This window comes from Bradyrhizobium sp. DOA1 (assembly GCF_001593325.1).
Lineage (GTDB): Bacteria > Pseudomonadota > Alphaproteobacteria > Rhizobiales > Xanthobacteraceae > Bradyrhizobium.
Genome location: NZ_JXJM01000001.1, coordinates 4,179,173 through 4,196,771, shown reverse-complemented (window position 1 = coordinate 4,196,771; position 17,599 = coordinate 4,179,173). Strand labels below are relative to the sequence as shown.

General features: G+C 65.9%; 16 protein-coding genes. 15 read left to right on the top strand and 1 reads right to left on the bottom strand.

Annotated features, from left to right (window positions below; genetic code table 11):
* The first annotated feature begins 7 nt into the window (after positions 1 to 7).
* From SE91_RS19790 to SE91_RS19745, 10 genes are all read left to right on the top strand, one after another.
* Positions 8 to 1,924 (top strand): nitric oxide reductase activation protein NorD, encoded by a 1,917-nt coding sequence (locus SE91_RS19790; RefSeq protein WP_061848780.1) that lies wholly within the window; start codon positions 8 to 10, stop codon positions 1,922 to 1,924.
* Between the two features lie 78 nt (positions 1,925 to 2,002).
* Positions 2,003 to 2,668, top strand: a complete 666-nt coding sequence (locus SE91_RS19785; protein WP_061848779.1) for an HAD family hydrolase — start codon at positions 2,003 to 2,005, stop codon at positions 2,666 to 2,668.
* 7 nt (positions 2,669 to 2,675) lie between these two features.
* On the top strand, positions 2,676 to 3,626 hold the full coding sequence (locus SE91_RS19780; RefSeq protein WP_061848778.1) for a sugar-binding transcriptional regulator: 951 nt from the start codon (positions 2,676 to 2,678) through the stop codon (positions 3,624 to 3,626).
* Positions 3,627 to 3,877: 251 nt separating this feature from the next.
* Entirely contained in the window at positions 3,878 to 5,131 is a 1,254-nt protein-coding gene (locus SE91_RS19775) for an ABC transporter substrate-binding protein (protein ID WP_236840896.1), read from the top strand.
* 149 nt (positions 5,132 to 5,280) lie between these two features.
* Positions 5,281 to 6,153: a carbohydrate ABC transporter permease gene (locus tag SE91_RS19770; RefSeq protein ID WP_008554209.1), complete on the top strand. Its 873-nt coding sequence runs from the start codon at positions 5,281 to 5,283 to the stop codon at positions 6,151 to 6,153.
* 1 nt (position 6,154) lies between these two features.
* Entirely contained in the window at positions 6,155 to 6,985 is an 831-nt protein-coding gene (locus tag SE91_RS19765) for a carbohydrate ABC transporter permease (RefSeq protein ID WP_060735618.1), read from the top strand.
* A 14-nt stretch (positions 6,986 to 6,999) separates the two neighbouring features.
* A complete protein-coding gene (locus SE91_RS19760; RefSeq protein WP_061848777.1) occupies positions 7,000 to 8,007 on the top strand; it encodes an ABC transporter ATP-binding protein in 1,008 nt (335 codons plus the stop codon).
* 32 nt (positions 8,008 to 8,039) lie between these two features.
* Complete coding sequence (locus SE91_RS19755) at positions 8,040 to 8,813, top strand: SDR family NAD(P)-dependent oxidoreductase (protein WP_061848776.1); 774 nt, start codon at positions 8,040 to 8,042, stop codon at positions 8,811 to 8,813.
* A gap of 37 nt (positions 8,814 to 8,850) precedes the next feature.
* On the top strand, positions 8,851 to 10,494 hold the full coding sequence (locus SE91_RS19750; protein ID WP_061848775.1) for an FGGY-family carbohydrate kinase: 1,644 nt from the start codon (positions 8,851 to 8,853) through the stop codon (positions 10,492 to 10,494).
* 5 nt (positions 10,495 to 10,499) lie between these two features.
* Positions 10,500 to 11,435, top strand: a complete 936-nt coding sequence (locus SE91_RS19745) for a carbohydrate kinase family protein (RefSeq protein ID WP_061848774.1) — start codon at positions 10,500 to 10,502, stop codon at positions 11,433 to 11,435.
* Positions 11,436 to 11,442: 7 nt separating this feature from the next.
* Here the strand turns inward: SE91_RS19745 and SE91_RS19740 are convergent, their stop codons facing one another.
* Complete coding sequence (locus tag SE91_RS19740) at positions 11,443 to 12,330, bottom strand: LysR family transcriptional regulator (RefSeq protein WP_061848773.1); 888 nt, start codon at positions 12,328 to 12,330, stop codon at positions 11,443 to 11,445.
* A 127-nt stretch (positions 12,331 to 12,457) separates the two neighbouring features.
* Between SE91_RS19740 and SE91_RS19735 the strand changes: the two genes are divergently transcribed.
* The 5 genes from SE91_RS19735 to SE91_RS19715 all read left to right on the top strand — a co-directional run.
* Positions 12,458 to 13,879 (top strand): amidase, encoded by a 1,422-nt coding sequence (locus SE91_RS19735; protein WP_061848772.1) that lies wholly within the window; start codon positions 12,458 to 12,460, stop codon positions 13,877 to 13,879.
* A gap of 84 nt (positions 13,880 to 13,963) precedes the next feature.
* Entirely contained in the window at positions 13,964 to 14,914 is a 951-nt protein-coding gene (locus tag SE91_RS19730) for an ABC transporter permease (protein ID WP_060735623.1), read from the top strand.
* Entirely contained in the window at positions 14,911 to 15,798 is an 888-nt protein-coding gene (locus SE91_RS19725; protein ID WP_061848771.1) for an ABC transporter permease, read from the top strand. The genes SE91_RS19730 and SE91_RS19725 overlap by 4 nt, the downstream gene beginning before the upstream one ends.
* Positions 15,799 to 15,800: 2 nt before the next feature.
* Complete coding sequence (locus SE91_RS19720) at positions 15,801 to 16,814, top strand: ABC transporter ATP-binding protein (protein WP_061848770.1); 1,014 nt, start codon at positions 15,801 to 15,803, stop codon at positions 16,812 to 16,814.
* A partial coding sequence (locus SE91_RS19715) for an ATP-binding cassette domain-containing protein (protein ID WP_061848769.1) occupies positions 16,811 to 17,599 on the top strand: 789 nt, incomplete at its 3' end. The genes SE91_RS19720 and SE91_RS19715, both read left to right, overlap by 4 nt.

Sequence of the window (17,599 nt, the reverse complement as noted above, 5' to 3'; positions counted from 1 at the left end):
TCCTGCCATGCTTGACTTCCTCGAACTGGAGGAGACGGTCGGCCGCGCCTGGCACCGAATGGTCGGCGGCACCGCGAGCTATCCGGTTCACGACGATCACGCCGTTACGCTCGGCGAGGTGAAGAGCCGGCTCGCGGTGATGTTCCGTGCGCTCGGCGGCGAAACCGGTGTGCAGATCGCGAGCGCAGGCGCTCGACATTCCACCCACCGGCTCGGCTGGCGCCAGCGCATCGGTCTCGGCGACGAGCGCCTCGAGCAGCCGGGCCGCGACGCTGCGGCCATCTTCCTTCCAGGCCGCATCGCGATCTTCGCCGACCGTGCGCTGAATGCATCGCTCTATCGCTGGCTTGCAGTCTGGTTCGCGGCTGCACCTGTCGAGACGATCGCGGAGGGCGATCCGCTGCGACGGGATCTCCTGGTGTTGCGCCGGGCGAGCGAGACTGCGGTCTGGGTGCTGACGCAATTCCCGGGGCTGGTCGCCGACTACGCGCAACTCGCCGCGGCCACTGCCGAGGCCCGGCCTCGTCGTCCCTTGCCGCGCATCGAGCAGGAGATTGAGCAGATCGTCCTGGCCTTGCTCGGGGCCGGAAAGGCGCCCGCAGGCAAGCTGTGGCCGGCGATGATGGGGACGGGTCTGCTGCCGGACAAGGCGCCGCCGGGCTATCGCTCGATCCTACCGTGTCCGCTGTGGGGCGACTGCTGGACGCGCGAGCTCTCGCCCGCGCATGTCGGAGAGGACGAGTGTGCACCGGGCGCGGAGGCCGTAGCGAAGGATGATCGCAAGCGCTTCGCCGCCCGCGAACGCGAGGATAATGCCGACCGCCGCGATCCCTTCGTGCTCAATCGTTTCGAGAAGATCCTCGCGATGGCCGAGATGGTCAATGTCGACCGCCCCGCTGATGACAGCGAGGACGAGGATGCGCAGAAGGCAGCCGACGATCTCGAGGAGATCACGCTCAGCCGCCGCAGCGGCAAGCCGGCGACCCGGCTCAAATTCGATCTCGACCTTCCGCCCGAGGCGCTCGATGCCTCTGCGCTGAATGCGGATCTCACCTATCCCGAATGGGACTACCGCAGCGGCTCCTATCTGCTCAATCATTGCCGCGTGCTCGCGGGTGCGGCTTCCGAAACCGGCGAGAGCTGGGCGCCTGATGACGCTATGCGCCGGCACGTTCGCCAGGTGCGCCGCCGATTCGAGGTGTTGCGTCCACGTCATGAATTGATGCGTGCGCAGGCCGACGGGCATGACCTCGACCTCGACGCGCTCGTCCGAGCGCGCTGCGATCTTCGTGCCGGCAGCAGCGCTGGTCTCGATCGCATTCACGTCGCGATGCGCCCGCAAGGGCACGACCTCGCAGTCACGCTGCTGGTCGACGTCTCGCTCTCCACTGACGCCTGGGTCGATGGCCATCGCGTGCTCGATGTCGAGAAGGAGGCGCTGCTCGTGCTCGCGCATGGGCTGTCGGCCTGCGGCGATCACCACAGCATCCTGACCTTCACGTCGCGCCGACGGTCCTGGGTGCGGCTCGAAACCGTCAAGGCCTTCGGCGAGCCGATGAGTGGTGCGGTGGAGCGCCGCATCGGCGCACTCAAGCCCGGCTATTACACCCGGATCGGCGCCGCGGTGCGCCACGCCGCAGCCGAGCTCGCGCGCCAGCCGCAGCGCAAGAAGCTGCTGCTCGTGCTCACCGACGGCAAGCCGAACGATGTTGATCATTATGAAGGCCGCTTCGCAGTCGAGGACACCCGCAAATCCGTGCAGGAGGCGCGCCGGCTCGGCATCGCCGCCTTCGGTGTGACCGTGGATGCGACGGCGCAATCCTATTTTCCCACCCTGTTCGGCCGCGGCGGCTACGCCATCGTCGGCAACATCAAGCGGCTGCCGGCGGCTTTGCCGGCGATCTACCGGCAGCTGGTTCATTGAACGAGCAGCGCAAAACCCGTGCGGCCTTGTTCGGAGTGAGCTATTGCTCATGACATGGGTATATGATCGAATGGCCGAATGGATTACGGCCGTTCAAAGCCCAACCTCGTCATCTTCGACTGCGACGGCGTGCTGGTCGACAGCGAACTGTTGAGCTGCCGCTGCCTGTCTGAAGTGCTGGGCGAATTCGGCTTCGCGCTCAGCGAGACGCAGGCGCTCGAGCTCTTTCTCGGACGCAGCACCAAGGCGATCGAGCAGCATTATCGCGATCTCGGGCAGATCGTGCCCGATGGCTTCCTGCCGCGGTTGAAGTCGCGCGTGCTCGAGACGTTTGGCGCGTCACTCGACGCAATTCCCGGGGTGAAGGCGGTGGTATCAGAACTGACGGTTCCGTTCTGCGTGGCCTCGTCAAGTGATCTCGATCGCGTCGCGCTCTCTCTCGACGTTACCGGCTTGCGCGCGCATTTCGGCGACCGGATCTACACGGCCCAGATGGTCGAGCACGGCAAGCCCGCACCCGATCTCTTTCTCTACGCGGCCGAGAGAATGGGCGCGCAAGCCGCGCGCACGCTGGTGATCGAGGACAGCGTCAGCGGCGTGCAGGCGGGGAAGGCGGCCGGCATGACCGTCTGGGGATTTGTCGGTGGAGGCCATTACGGCGACCGGGACGGGCAGGCTATATTGTCCGCTGCCGGGGCCGATCGGGTGTTCGGACGCATGAGCGATTTCTGGAAGGGGACGTAAGGCGCGCATGGCCGCCGAGAACGAGAAATCAAGGCTCGACGACGCCGCGCGCGCCGGCTGGCTCTATTTCATTGCCGGCCATACCCAGGACGAGATCGCAAAGATGCTTCAGGTCTCGCGCGCCTCGGCGCAGCGGCTGGTGTCGCTCTGCCTCGCCGAGCGGCTGATCACGTTTCGGCTCGAGCATCCCATTGCGGCCTGCATGGAACTGGCGGCGCGCCTGAAAGAGCGCTTTGATCTCGTCCATTGCGAGGTGGTGCCGGCCGACGCCGTGGCGCCGCAAGCCACCGCGGGCATTGCCGAGCGCTGCGCCAATTTGCTCGATTCCACGCTGCGCTCGGAGACGCCCGTCATTGTCGCGCTCGGCACGGGCCGTGCGGTGCGCGCTGCGGTCGAGCGCGTCACGCCGATCGACCGGCCCAATCATCAGATCGTCTCCCTGGTCGGCAACATCTCCGCCGACGGCTCGGCGAGCTTCTACGACACCGTCGGCCGGCTCGCCGATCGCACCGGCGCGCGGCACTATCCGATGCCGCTGCCGTTCCTGATGTCGTCCGAGGACGAGCGCAACAAGATGGTCCGCATCGAGCCGATCGCCAAGGTGAAGGCGGTCGCGGCCAAGGCGGACTTGCGTCTCGTCGGCATCGGCCAGATGGACCAGAAGGCGCAGGTCCATGTCGACGGCTTCGTCACCCGGGACGAACTGTTCGAGATGATGCGACTGGGCGCCATCGGCGAGATCACCGGCTGGGCCTACGATTCCAAGGGCCGTCTGCTCAAGGCCGGCACCAACAAGCGCCTGACCAGCATCCCGCCGGAAGTCCCGGCCAAGTCCACGACGATCGGCGCTGCAGTTGGTGCTGCAAAGGTCCAGGCAATCGCCGCGGCGCTGAGCGGCGGCCTGATCAATGGCCTGATCACCGACGAGACCACGGCACGGGCGATTTTGGAGCGATAGGCGCAAGTCGGCGCGGCAATGGCGCTCCGCTCCCTCTCCCCGCTTCGCGGGATCTCGTACCACTCCCGCACCGCAGCACTCATAAGTTGCCGAAACGCCGACGCGCCTGCTTGACAAGCGTTGGTCCCAATGTTGAACATACGCCCAACGCGTGGGCATATGCTCAAAGACGCGACTTTAGGGAGGTCACCGTGAAACATGTCCTGGGCGCCGTCTGTGGCGCGTCCGCACTTTTGCTGGCCGTCCCCGCGATGGCCGAAACGACCCTGACCATCGCCACCGTGAACAATGGCGACATGATCCGCATGCAGGGGCTCACGAGCGAATTCACCAAGAAGAATCCCGACATCACCGTGAAATGGGTGACGCTGGAGGAGAACGTGCTGCGCCAGCGCGTCACCACCGATATCGCCACCAAGGGCGGCCAGTTCGACGTCCTCACCATCGGTACCTACGAGGTGCCGATCTGGGCCAAGAAGGGCTGGCTGGTGCCGCTGGCCAACCTCGGCGCCGATTACGACGTCGCCGACCTCCTGCCCAAGATCAAGGACGCGGTCTCCACCGACGGCAAGCTCTACGCGGCGCCGTTCTACGGCGAGAGCTCGATGGTGATGTACCGCACCGATCTGTTCGAGAAGGCCGGCCTCAAGATGCCGGAGAAGCCGGCCTGGGATTTCGTGATCGACGCCGCCAAGAAGCTCACCGACAAGAGCACCGGCACCTACGGCATCTGCCTGCGCGGCAAGGCGGGCTGGGGCGAGAACATGGCCTTCCTGTCGGCCATGGCCAATTCCTACGGCGCGCGCTGGTTCGACGAGAAGTGGCAGCCGCAGTTCAACACGCCGGAATGGAAAACGACGCTCACGACCTACGTCAATCTCATGAAGGAAGCCGGTCCTCCCGGCGCGAGTTCCAACGGCTTCAACGAGAATCTGGCGCTGTTCAATGCCGGCAAATGCGCGATGTGGATCGACGCCACGGTCGCGGCGTCCTTCGTCACCAACCCGAAGGAGTCCAAAGTGGCCGACAAGGTCGGCTTCGCGCTCGCGCCCAATACCGGGCTCGGCAAGAACGCGAACTGGCTGTGGGCCTGGAATCTCGCGATTCCCGCCGGCTCGAAGAAGACGGAGGCGGCCGAGAAGTTCATCGCCTGGGCGACGAGCAAGGACTACACCAAGCTCGTGGCGTCGAAGGAGGGCTGGGCCAACGTGCCGCCGGGCACGCGCACCTCGCTCTACAACAACGAGGACTATCTGAAGGTCGCTCCCTTCGCCAAGCTGACGCTGGCCTCGATCGATGCGGCCGATCCGAACAAGCCGACGGTGAAGCCGGTGCCTTATGTCGGCGTGCAATATGCCGCGATCCCCGAATTCCAGGGCATCGGCACCCAGGTGGGTCAGCAATTCTCCGCGGCGCTCGCGGGATCGATGACCGTCGACGCAGCGCTGACGGCGGCGCAATCGGCCACCGAGCGCGAGATGAAGCGCGCCGGCTACATCAAGTGAATCCGGGCTCTTCCTCCTGAGCTCAGACTCGCGGCCATCCGCCATTCCGGATGGATGGCCGCCTTTTCCCAAGGTTTCATTTTGACGCGTTTTCTTCCCGCGAACCGGTCTCCACTTCGCTCGAAAACGCTCTGAAGGAGAAGTCAGGGATGGCAACCCGGCAGACGCAGCTTCTTGCGCGCTCGCTCCTGACGCCGGCCGTCGGGCTGCTCTTCATCTGGATGATCGTCCCGCTCGCACTGACGATCTATTTCTCGACGCTGCATTACAGCCTGCTCGATCCCGGTTCGGAATCCTTCGTCGGCCTGGAAAATTTCCGCTACTTCCTCACCGATCCCGCCTTCCTCGCTTCGCTCCAAAATACCCTGGTGCTGGTCGGCTCGGTGCTGGCGCTCACTATCCTGCTCGGCATTCCCTTGGCGCTGCTGATGGACCAGCCGGTGATCGGACGCAATTTCGTCCGGCTGATGGTGATCGCGCCGTTCTTCGTGATGCCCACGGTGAGCGCGCTGGTCTGGAAGAACCTGCTGATGCATCCGGTGTCCGGCCTGTTCGCCTGGCTCGCTTCGCTGTTCGGCCTGACGCCGATCGACTGGTTCAACGACGTGCCGCTGCTCGCGGTCATCCTGATCGTGACTTGGCAATGGCTGCCGTTCGCAACCTTGATCCTACTCACCGCGCTGCAATCGCTCGACGAGGAGCAGAAGGAAGCCGCCGAGATGGATGGCGCCAGCGCGGTCTCGACCTTCATCTACATCACGCTCCCGCACCTTGCGCGTCCGATCACCGTGGTGATCCTGATCGAGACCATCTTCCTGCTCACGGTGTTCGCCGAGATCTTCGTCACCACCGGGGGAGGACCGGGCCTGCAGACCACCAACATCGCCTTCCTGATCTATGCGCAGGCACTGATCCAGTTCGACGTCGGCAGCGCCTCCGCAGGCGGCCTCGTTGCCGTCGTGATCGCCAATATCGTCGCCTTCTTCCTGGTCCGCATCGTCGGCCGCAATTTGGAGGCCTGACATGGCACGGATGGCGACGACGCGGCGGGTGGTGGTCTCGACGATAGGGGCTTGGTTCTTCGGCTTCCTGATCTTCTTCCCGATCCTGTGGATGGTGCTGGCGAGCTTCAAGACCGAGCTCGAGGCCTTCGCCGTGCCGCCGTCGTTCCTGTTCTTCCACTGGACCACGGAGAACTACGCAACCGTGCAGGAGCGCAGCGACTATCTGCACCACGCGATGAATTCGATCATCATCGCCGGCGGCTCGACGCTGATTGCGCTCCTGATCGCCATTCCCGCAGCCTGGTCGATGGCGTTCTCGCCGACCAAACGCACCAAAGACATCCTGCTCTGGATGCTCTCGACCAAGATGATGCCGCCGGTCGGCGTGCTGGTGCCGATCTATTTGATCTACAAATCCTTCGGCCTGCTCGATTCCCGCATCGGCCTCGTCTTCATCCTGTGCCTCGGAAACTTGCCGATCGTGATCTGGATGCTGTTCACCTATTTCAAGGAGATCCCGCGCGACATCCTGGAGGCTGCGCGCATGGACGGCGCCACCATCGGTCGCGAGCTCGTCTATGTCCTGACGCCGATGGCGATCCCGGGACTTGCATCCACGATGCTGCTCAATTTGATCCTGGCATGGAACGAGGCGTTCTGGACGCTCAACCTGTCGACCTCGAACGCCGCGCCGCTCACCACGTTCATCGCGTCCTATTCGAGCCCGGAAGGGCTGTTCTGGGCAAAGCTGTCGGCGGCCTCGACGCTGGCGATCGCGCCCATTCTCGTCCTCGGTTGGTTCAGCCAGAAGCAGCTCGTGCGCGGGCTCACCTTCGGCGCGGTGAAGTAGGGGGCTGCCGGATCATGGGTCACATCACACTTCAGGGCGTGCAAAAGTCCTTCGGTCCCGTGCACATCATCAAGGGCGCCGACCTCGACATCGCCGACGGCTCCTTCGTGGTGTTCGTCGGCCCCTCCGGCTGCGGCAAGACCACACTGCTGCGGCTGATCGCCGGGCTCGAAGACGTCTCGGGCGGCAATATCCTGATCGACGGAAAGAACGTCGTCGACACGCCGCCGGCCAAGCGCGGGCTGTCGATGGTGTTCCAGTCTTACGCGCTGTATCCACACATGAGCGTGCGCGGCAATATCGGCTTCGGCCTGAAGATGGCGGGCCTTGCCAAGGACGAGATCAATCGCAAGGTCGAAGCGGCCGCCGCGACGCTCAACCTTACGCCGTATCTCGATCGTAAGCCGCGCGAGCTTTCCGGCGGTCAGCGCCAGCGGGTCGCGATCGGGCGCGCCATCGTGCGCGAGCCGAAGGCGTTCCTGTTCGATGAGCCGCTCTCGAATCTCGATGCGGCGCTGCGCGTGCAGATGCGCATCGAGGTGACGCGGCTGCAGAAGCAGCTCGGCACCACCGCGATCTACGTCACCCACGACCAGGTCGAAGCCATGACCATGGCCGACAAGATCGTCGTGCTCAATGCCGGCAAGATCGAGCAATATGGCTCGCCGCTCGAGCTCTACGAACGGCCCGCAAACCTGTTCGTCGCCGGCTTCATCGGCTCGCCCAGGATGAATTTCGTCACTGGCGAGCCCGCCTTGCAGAAAGGAGCCGCGACGATCGGCGTGCGGCCGGAGCATCTCAAGATCGAGCGCGACGGCGGCGGTGGCTGGCCCGGGACCATCGCGGTGGCCGAGCATCTCGGCAGCGATACGTTCCTCTACGTCGATGCCGGAGCGCTCGGCATGCTGACGGCGCGCTATATCGGCGAATTGAGCCTGCATGCCGGCGACCGCGTGTCGCTGGCTCCGGACCCCGCGCGCATCCATCGCTTCGACGAAAGCGGCAACGCGCTTCGGGGCTGAACAAGAAACGGCAAGACAACGGAAAGACGGCCATGTATCTGGAAAAATTCAAGCTTGATGGCAAGACCGCGTTCATCACCGGCGGCGGGCAGGGCATTGGGCTCGCCTGCGCCGAGGCGCTGGCTGAGGCCGGAGCCAGGGTCGTCATCGGCGATCGTGACGGCAAGGTTGCGGACAGTGCAAAGGCCAGCCTCAAGGCCCAGGGCTACGACATCGAGACCGCGATCATGGACGTCACCGATACCAAGCGTGTGGCGGAGGTTGCGGGCGAGCTCGTGGCCCGTCACGGCAAGGTCGACATTCTCGTCAACAATGCCGGCATCGCGCGCAGCGAGACCCCGGCCGAGACCGTCACCGACGAGCATTGGCTCAACGTCATCGACGTCAACCTGAACGGCACCTTCTGGTGCTGCCGCGAGTTCGGCAAGCATATGCTGAAGGCTGGAAGCGGCGCCATCGTCAATGTCGGCTCGATGTCGGGCTTCATCGTCAACAAGCCGCAGGAGCAGTGCTTCTACAACGCCTCCAAGGCCGGCGTGCATCATCTGACCAGGTCGCTCGCGGCCGAATGGGGTGCGCGCGGCATCCGCGTCAACGCGGTAGCGCCGACCTATATCGAGACGCCGCTGAACGCCTTCGTGAAGAGCAATCCCAAGATGTACGACGCCTGGATCGGTGGAACCCCCATGGCGCGGATGGGGCAGGTCGAAGAGATCGCCTCCGTCGTGCTGTTTCTCTCGTCGGAGGCCGCGAGCCTGATGACCGGCAGCATCGTGCTGGTGGATGGCGGCTACACTTGCTGGTAGGCTTGCGTCACGATTGACGAAGCGACCGGGAGCGACAATGCCGCGAGCCTATATCGGCGTCGACGTGGGGACCACGAGCGCGCGGGCGGGGGTGTTCGACGAGGTCGGAACGCTGCTCGCGATGGCGCGGCATCCAATCCGGACGTGGCACGAGGCCGGCGACATCGTCGAGCAGTCGTCCCAGGACATCTGGGAGGCCTGCGCGATATCGGTACGCGCGGCCATGACGGAATCCGGCATCGCGCCGGAGAGCGTCGGCGGCATCGGCTTCGATGCCACTTGCTCCCTGGTGGTGCTCGACAAGGCCGGCGAGCCGGTCACCGTCAGTGCCTCCGGCGATCCGCAGCGCAACGTCATCGTCTGGATGGACCATCGCGCCACCGCCGAGGCGCGGCTGATCAACGAGACCGAAGATGCCGTGCTGCGCTATGTCGGCGGCTCGATCTCGCCCGAAATGGAGATGCCGAAGCTGTTGTGGCTGAAGCGGCATCTTCGCGGCAGTTTCGACGCTGCCGGTCATTTCTTCGATCTGGCGGATTATTTGACCTGGCGCGCGACCGGCTCGCTCCAGCGCTCGACCTGCACCGTCACCTGCAAATGGAACTATCTCGCGCATGATGACAGCTGGAGTGCACCATTCTTCAAGCGCATCGGGCTGGCGGATTTCGTCAGCGAGGCGTATGCCCGGATCGGCACCGAGATCGTCGCCCCGGGCACGCGGCTCGGTGCGGGTCTCACTCGCTCGGCAGCGGACGAGCTCGGCCTGTCACCGGCCACGCCGGTCGGCGCCTCCCTGATCGACGCCCATGCCGGCGGCATCGGTGCGATCGGCGGACGCGACGGATCGGGGGGCGCGGCGGATGCCTGCGATCGGCTTGCCTACATCATGGGAACGTCGGCCTGCATCATGGCGACGACGAAGCAGCCATGCTTCGTGCCGGGCGTCTGGGGCCCTTATTATTCCGGCATGGTGCCGGACTTCTGGCTCAATGAGGGCGGCCAGTCGGCCGCGGGCGCCGCAATCGACCATCTGCTCAAATCGCATCCTGGACATGCCGAGGCGAGTGCGTCGGCGCGCAACGAGGGGCTCGACCTCATCGACTTCCTCGAGCGCCGCATCATCGCGCGCGCTGGCGATGCCAGCCGCGCCGCGCTGCTCGCCCGCGACGTTCATGTCCTGCCCGAATTCATCGGCAACCGCTCGCCCTACGCCGATCCCGACACGCGCGCGGTGATCGCCGGCCTCGATCTCGATACCGACGTCGCATCAATGGAACGTCTGTTCGTCGCAGGCCTGTGCGGGCTAGCCTACGGCCTTGCCGAGGTGATCGAGGCCTTTGCCGCGCATGGCGTCCGCTCCAGCATCATGATCATGGGCGGCGGCGCAAGCCGCAGCCCCTTGGTGCGGCAGATCATGGCCGATACGACCGGCCTGACGGTCGCGCTGCCGCAGACTAAAGAGCCGGTGCTGCTGGGCGCCGCGATGCTGGGCGCGGTCGCCGGCGGCGCCTATGCCTCGATCGGCGAGACCATGGCGAAAATGTCGGCGCTGGGACGGAAGAGCGAGCCGACCGCGCCCGATATGGCCGCCTTTCACGCCAGCAAGCGCGAGGTCTACAAGCTGCTGCGCGAGGTCGATCGCGGCAGCCGCGCGGCGATGCGCGAAAGCGCGAGAGGTTGAAACGAATGCTGATAACGAGCGGCGATGCGCTGATCGACTTCGTGCCGACGCGAAACGCCGACGGCCGCGACGCGGTGATGCCGGCGGTCGGCGGCTCCTGTCTCAACGTCGCGATCGGCATGGCGCGGCTGGGTGCGCCGACGGGCTTCGTCGGCGGCATCTCGACCGATCTGTTCGGGCGCATGATCGCGGATCACGCCGCGGCCTCCAAGGTCGACCTCAGTCTCGCCACCCGCGGCGATCATCAGACCACGCTCGCCTTCGTCCGCATCGTTGCGGGCGAGTCGCATTATGCCTTCTACGATGCCGAAACCGCGACGCGGGAATGGACCTATCGGCGCGGAACAATTCCGCTCGGCGGGATCGAGGCGCTGCATGTCGGCTCCACCACGCTGGTCAACGACCGGGGCGCGGCGGAGACGACGGCGCTGATCGCGGATGCACGGGCGTCATCGACGATCTCCTTCGATCCGAATTGTCGCCCCAACCTCGTCAAGGATAAGCCGGCCTATCTCGCGCGCATGGCCGCGTTTGCCGCGACGGCCGATCTCATCAAGATGTCTGACGTCGATTTTACCTATCTGTTCGGCGACGAGCCATATCAGCAGCGGGCGACTAGGCTGCTCGGGCAGGGCGCGAGCCTCGTCGTCATCACCCGCGGCAACGATGGCGCGATGGCCTGGCACGCTGGAGCAGGGCAGATCGAGGTCGCCTCGCCCAAGGTCGAGGTGGCCGACACGATCGGGGCCGGCGACAGCTTTCAGGCCGCGCTGTTGTACGCCCTGCACAAGCAGGGTCGCATCGCCCGGCAAGCCCTGAAGGACATCGGTGCCGACGAACTCCGTCGCGCGCTGTCCTTCGCCGCCAATTGCGCCGGCCTCACATGCACTCGTCCGGGCGCCGATCCGCCCTGGAGCTATGAGGTGACTTGGAGCTTGTAGCGCGGCCTCACATCCGCGCGACGGCCTTCTCGGCGCATTTCAGGAAGGTCCCGATCAGCGGGCTCTGCGAGTCCCGCCGCCAGCAGACGGCGATGTCGAGGGAGTCGGTGACGTCACGTAGAGGCCTGAACACGACGCCGCGTGGTGCGCCGAGCTGCGCGCAGGCCGGCAGGATGGCGAGGCCCTCGCCGGCCAGAACCAGGCTCATCGCCGAATGCACGGTCTCCACCCTGCTGGCGATCGGCATCACGACCTGGTGCCGACGCAACAAGGGGACGACTGCGGAGGAGGCGGGCCCATGGTCCGGATGCGGGAGCGCGATCAGTGGACGGCCCTGCAGCCGGGCCATTGGCACGGAGCTCAGACGGGCGAGTGGGGAGCGGATCGGCATGGCCAGCATGAAAGGCTGCGAACCGATCCGTGCCACCTGGATTTCGGGATGGTTGATTGCGGGCATGCACAGCGCGACCGTGACGCTGCGATCGAGCACCCGAGCCTCCCGCGTCGAGGCGCTGAGCTCGGCGAAGCCGAGGTCGACGCCGGGAACCGCGCGGCGCAGCTCGGGGATCAGCCGCGGCAGCATCGCATTCGCCAGCACGAACATGTAACCCACCGATAGCCGGCCGCGCCGCCCCGAAGCAACGGCGCGCGCAGCCTCGGCGCCGTCGGCCGCAAGGGCGAGCGCTTCGCTTGCGCGCGCCAGCAGCGCCTGACCCGCCTCCGTCAGATCGATGCCGCGAGTCCCGCGGAGGAAGAGCGGCGCGCCGATCTCTGCTTCGAGCTTGCGGATCTGAACCGAAAGCGGCGGCTGCGCCATCCGGAGCCGCTCGGCGGCTTTGCCGATGCTGCGCGCCTCGGCGACGGCGACGAAATAGCGGAGCCGGCGAAGATCCATTGGCATACCGTGAATGTATGGGTTAGCGCCCAAAATCGTATTGGACGGGAGGGTAACAGAACTGTCATTCTCGCTGCCGATGCAATGCTTGGGCCACCAACGGCCTCCCCTCGGAGCGCGATTGACGATGAACGGCGATCCCTGTCTCTTGTCCGCAACCGAGCTGCGCGGCCTCATCGCCGGAAAGCGGATTTCGCCAGTCGAGATCGTTCGTGCCGTGCTCGCGCGGGCGGAGGCACTCCAGCCCGAGCTGAACTGCTTTATCACGCTGTGCGGTGACCAGGCGATCGCGGCGGCGCGCGAAGCCGAGCGCAAAATGATGGCCGGCGAGCCGCTCGGCCTGCTGCACGGCATCCCCGTCACCGTCAAGGACATCGTCAACACAAAGGGCGTCAAGACCACTTTCGGCGCGGTTCCCTACAAGGACAATGTGCCGAACGAGGATACCGTGGCGGTGGCGCGGCTGCGCAGCGAGGGCGCGATCCTGATCGGCAAGACCACGACGCCGGAGTTCGGCAGCAAGTGCCTGACGGACTCGCCCTTGTTCGGCCGCACCCGCAACGCGTGGAGTGCGGAACGTTCCTCCGGCGGCTCCAGCGGCGGTGCGGCGGTGGCCGTTGCGAGCGGCATCGCGCCGCTTGCGATCGCGACCGACGGTGGCGGCTCCACGCGAATTCCCGCCGCCTGCAACGGCGTGGTGGGCTTGAAGCAGAGCAACGGCGTGATCCCGCACAGCCAGGCGATGGACGCGTTCGGCAACCAGACCTATGTCACCCCGACCACGCGCACCGTCGCCGACACCGCGCTGATGATGCAGGCGATGGCCGGCGAGGATGCCTGCGATCCCTGGTCCATTGGCGTCCCCGTGCCCGACTTCATCGGCACCGCCGCCCCGCGCGGCGATCTGCGCGGGCAGAAGATCCTGCACTGCCTGACCCCGCCCGGCCGTCCGGTGTCCGCCGACGTCGCAACCAGCTTCAAGGCGAGCCTCGACCTTCTGGCGGGGCTCGGTGCCGAGCTCGAGGAATTCTCCGGCGACGGGTTTGACATCGAGCCGATCTGGCGCGCCATCAACCACACCGTCTGGCGCACGCGCTTTGCGAAGCTCGCGACCGAGCACAGGGACGAGCTGAGCGAGGCATTTCTCAAGCAGCTTGCGCTCGCGACCGAGGTCAGCGGCATCGACTATCAGGAGGCGATGTTCGCGCGCACCGCGCTGTTCCGCCGGGTGCAATCGCTGCTTGCGCGCGGGCACCTGCTGGCGATGCCGACCCTGACGCGCACCGCGCTGCCGATCGGGCAGGATTTGTTCGGCCGAATCGAGATCGACGGCGAGCATTTCGACAGCGTCCGGCCGCATTGGTTCCCCTGGACCATGCCGTTCAATATGACCGGCCATCCCGCCGTCAGCCTGCCCTGCGGCTTCGGCCGCGACGGCCTGCCGATCGGGCTGCAGCTCGTCGGCCGTTTCCGCGGCGACGCCGAATTGCTGCGCGTGAGCGCGCTGTTCGAGACGTCGAGTGACCTTCTGTCCCGTCGGCCGGCTTGAGGAGACGGACATGCTGCAAAGAGCTTGCCTCCGCCGTCCAGACATGTTGATCGTGCCGCGGGTGAGCCCTGAAGCCGAGCACGCATGAGCGTCTTTGTCCTCCGACGTCTGTTGACCTTGCTGGCGACGCTGGTCGGTGCATCGCTGATCATCTTCCTGGTGCTCGATGCGCTCCCCGGCAACGCCGCGCAGATGCTGATGGGCGCCGACGCCTCGCCGGACGCGGTCCGCGCGCTCACCGTCAAGCTCGGGCTCGACCAACCGCTGGCGGTTCGCTACCTGCAATGGATCAAGGGACTGCTGTCCGGTGACCTCGGCAACTCCTATGTCTACGGCACGCCGGTCGCGAGCCTGATCGCGGAGCGGCTGGTGTTGACCGTTCCGCTCGCGATCATGGCCATGACCGTCACGGTGACGCTGGCGCTCTCCGCCGGCATCTACACCGCCGCCAACCACAACAAGCTCGGCGACGTCGGCGTGATGTCGCTGACGCAGGTCGGCATCGCGCTGCCGAACTTCTGGTTCGCGATCCTCCTGGTGCTGTTGTTCTCGGTGCGGCTGCAATGGCTCTCGGCTGGCGGCTTTGCCGGCTGGGAGGACGGCATCTGGCTGGGCGTCAAGTCACTGCTGCTGCCGGCAATCTCGCTCGCGGTGGTGCAGGCTGCGATCCTCGCGCGCGTCACGCGCTCAGCCGTGCTGGAGGTGCTGCGCGAGGACTTCGTCCGCACCGCGCGCGCAAAAGGGCTCGGCAAGCGCGAGGTGCTGTGGCGCCACGTGCTGCGCAACGCCATGATCCCCGTGATGACGGTGATGGGGCTGCAATTCGCCAATCTGCTCGCCGGCACCATCGTGATCGAGAACGTGTTCTACCTGCCGGGCCTCGGGCGGCTGATCTTCCAGTCGATCGCCAACCGCGACCTGATCGTGGTGCGCAACTGCGTGATGCTGCTGGCGACCATGGTGGTCATCGTCAATTTCGTCGTCGACGTGCTCTACGCCTTCATCGATCCCCGCATCAAGGTCCACGATCTGTGAGCGCGCCCATGACCATCGACGCGCCGCTCGCGACGCGGCCGCTGCCGGGCCGAACGTTCTGGCGTCGCGCGCTGCGCCATCGAAGCTTCGTGCTCGGCGCCACGCTGAGCCTGCTGGTGCTTGCCTCGGCGCTGCTGTCGCTGGTGTGGACGCCCTGGTCGCCCTATGAGATCGACATTGCCTCGAAGCTGCGGCCGCCGTCGGCCGCACACTGGCTCGGCACCGATTCCTTCGGCCGCGACATTGTCTCGCTGCTGTTCGCCGGCGCGCGTTCGACCATCATGGTCGGCATCATCGCGGTGAGCATCGGCCTCACCTTCGGCGTCTGCCTCGGTCTGATCGCCTCGGCGAGGCGCGGCTGGACCGAAGAGATCATCATGCGCTTCGCCGATTTCAGCTTCGCCTTTCCGGCCGTGCTGTCGGCGATCATGCTCGCCGCGGTGGCCGGGCCGGGCATGGTGACCTCGATCGTCGCGATCGGGATCTTCCAGATCCCGACCTTGACCCGGCTGACGCGCGGTTCGGCCAACGCGATCTGGGCACGCGAATTCGTGCTGGCCGCGCGCGCGGCGGGCAAGGGGCGCTTCCGCATCACGATCGAGCATGTGCTACCGAATATCCTGTCGATCCTGATCGTGCAGGTCACCATCCAGTTCGCGCTCGCCATTCTCGCCGAAGCCGCGCTGTCCTATCTCGGTCTCGGTACGCAGCCGCCGCAGCCGTCCTGGGGACGGATGCTGAACGATGCGCAGACACTGCTGTTCCAGTCGCCGATGCTCGCAGTCTATCCGGGTGTCGCAATCGCCATTGCCGTGCTCGGCCTCAATCTCCTTGGTGACGGATTGCGCGATTTGCTCGATCCCAGACTGGCGCGGGAGCGGTGACGATGGCTCATTACGCAACGGCGCCGTTGATCGAGGTCGCCAATCTCGGCGTCCGCCTCAACACCAGCCGCGGGCCGGCGCAGGCCGTGCGCGGCGTCAGCTTTGCGCTCAAGCGCGGCGAGACGCTTGGTCTCGTCGGCGAATCCGGTTGCGGCAAGTCAGTGACGGCCTTGTCGCTGATGGGCCTGCTGCCTGATAGTGCGGTCGTCAGCGGCAGCATCAAGCTGGATGGCGACGAGCTCGTCGGGCTCTCCGATGCCGATTATTGCCGCCTGCGAGGCAACCGCATCAGCATGATCTTCCAGGAGCCGATGACCGCGCTCAACCCGATGCACACGATCGGCAACCAGGTCGCCGAGCCGCTGCGGCGTCACAAGAAATATTCGGCCTCGCAGGCGCGGCGTGAGACCATCGCCTTGCTCGACTGCGTCGGGCTGCCGGACCCGGCACGGCGGGTCGATGCCTATCCGCACCAGTTCTCGGGCGGCCAGCGCCAGCGCATCACCATCGCGATGGCGCTCGCCTGCGAGCCGGATCTGTTGATCGCCGACGAGCCGACCACCGCGCTGGACGTCACCATTCAGGGCCAGATCCTCGACCTCATCGCCGATCTCGTCGAGGAGCGCGGCATGTCGATGATCCTGATCTCGCACGATCTCGGCGTCATCGCCGAGAACGTGCAGCGCATGATGGTGATGTATGGCGGCACCGTCGTCGAGAGCGGCCCGACCGACGAGGTGTTCCGCCGCATGGGGCATCCCTATACGCAGGGCCTGTTCCGCGCCCGGCCCAAGCTCGGCGCGCGCAAGGGGACGCGGCTGAAGACGATCTCGGGCACGGTGCCGGAGCTGGCCGATCTGCCGACCGGCTGCACCTTCTCCGATCGCTGTCCGCTCGTGATCGACCAGTGCCGCGCCGCGCTGCCGCCGATGGTGGATGTCGGCCCCGGCCACTTCGTTCGCTGCATCAGAACGGACGTGTCGATGGCCGAACGCGTCGGAGCGCTGACCGCATGACCGCCGCTGCAGAGCCGCTTCTCGACGTGAAGGATCTGGTGCAGCGTTACACGCTGCCGCGCGAAAGTCTGTTCCGTCCGCCGGGGCAGGTGCGAGCCCTCAATGGCGTGAGCGTGCAGGTCCAGGCCGGCAAGAGCCTCGGCGTCGTCGGCGAGTCCGGCTCGGGCAAGTCGACCTTCGCGCGGGTCGTGATGGCGCTGGAGCGGCCGACGTCGGGCCAGGTCGCGCTGCTCGGCCGCGACCTCAACCGCATATCTGCCGACGAGCTGCGGCGTGCGCGCCGCGATTTCCAGATGGTGTTTCAGGATCCTTACGGCTCGCTCGATCCGCGCCAGACCATCGCCCGCATCGTCGCCGAGCCGCTGACCGTGCTCGAGGGCGCCGACCGCACCACGTTCCGCGACCGCGTCGCTGCGGTGCTGCGCCAGGTCGGCTTGCGCGATGCGGACATGGAGAAATATCCGCACGAATTCTCCGGCGGCCAGCGCCAGCGCATCGCCATTGCACGCGCGTTCATCACGCAGCCCAAGCTGATCGTCGCCGACGAGCCGGTCTCCGCACTGGATGTCTCCGTGCAGGCGCAGGTTTTGAACCTGATGCAGGATCTCCAGGAGCAGTTCGGCCTCAGCTACATCCTGATCAGCCATGACCTCGCCGTCGTCGACTATCTCTGCGACGAGGTCGCGGTGATGTATCTCGGCCAGATCGTCGAGCAGGGGCGGCCGGAGGATCTGTTCGAGCGCTGCGCCCATCCCTATACGCGCGCGCTGCTGGATGCCGTGCCG

Excerpts from the sequence above, each read along its gene's own strand:
- SE91_RS19790 (WP_061848780.1), top strand. The coding sequence starts at position 8 with ATGCTTGACTTCCTCGAACTGGAGGAGACGGTCGGCCGCGCCTGGCAC.
- SE91_RS19785 (WP_061848779.1), top strand. The coding sequence starts at position 2,003 with ATGGATTACGGCCGTTCAAAGCCCAACCTCGTCATCTTCGACTGCGAC.
- SE91_RS19780 (WP_061848778.1), top strand. The coding sequence starts at position 2,676 with ATGGCCGCCGAGAACGAGAAATCAAGGCTCGACGACGCCGCGCGCGCC.
- SE91_RS19775 (WP_236840896.1), top strand. The coding sequence starts at position 3,878 with ATGGCCGAAACGACCCTGACCATCGCCACCGTGAACAATGGCGACATG.
- SE91_RS19770 (WP_008554209.1), top strand. The coding sequence starts at position 5,281 with ATGGCAACCCGGCAGACGCAGCTTCTTGCGCGCTCGCTCCTGACGCCG.
- SE91_RS19765 (WP_060735618.1), top strand. The coding sequence starts at position 6,155 with ATGGCACGGATGGCGACGACGCGGCGGGTGGTGGTCTCGACGATAGGG.
- SE91_RS19760 (WP_061848777.1), top strand. The coding sequence starts at position 7,000 with ATGGGTCACATCACACTTCAGGGCGTGCAAAAGTCCTTCGGTCCCGTG.
- SE91_RS19755 (WP_061848776.1), top strand. The coding sequence starts at position 8,040 with ATGTATCTGGAAAAATTCAAGCTTGATGGCAAGACCGCGTTCATCACC.
- SE91_RS19750 (WP_061848775.1), top strand. The coding sequence starts at position 8,851 with ATGCCGCGAGCCTATATCGGCGTCGACGTGGGGACCACGAGCGCGCGG.
- SE91_RS19745 (WP_061848774.1), top strand. The coding sequence starts at position 10,500 with ATGCTGATAACGAGCGGCGATGCGCTGATCGACTTCGTGCCGACGCGA.
- SE91_RS19740 (WP_061848773.1), bottom strand. The coding sequence starts at position 12,330 with ATGGATCTTCGCCGGCTCCGCTATTTCGTCGCCGTCGCCGAGGCGCGC.
- SE91_RS19735 (WP_061848772.1), top strand. The coding sequence starts at position 12,458 with ATGAACGGCGATCCCTGTCTCTTGTCCGCAACCGAGCTGCGCGGCCTC.
- SE91_RS19730 (WP_060735623.1), top strand. The coding sequence starts at position 13,964 with ATGAGCGTCTTTGTCCTCCGACGTCTGTTGACCTTGCTGGCGACGCTG.
- SE91_RS19720 (WP_061848770.1), top strand. The coding sequence starts at position 15,801 with ATGGCTCATTACGCAACGGCGCCGTTGATCGAGGTCGCCAATCTCGGC.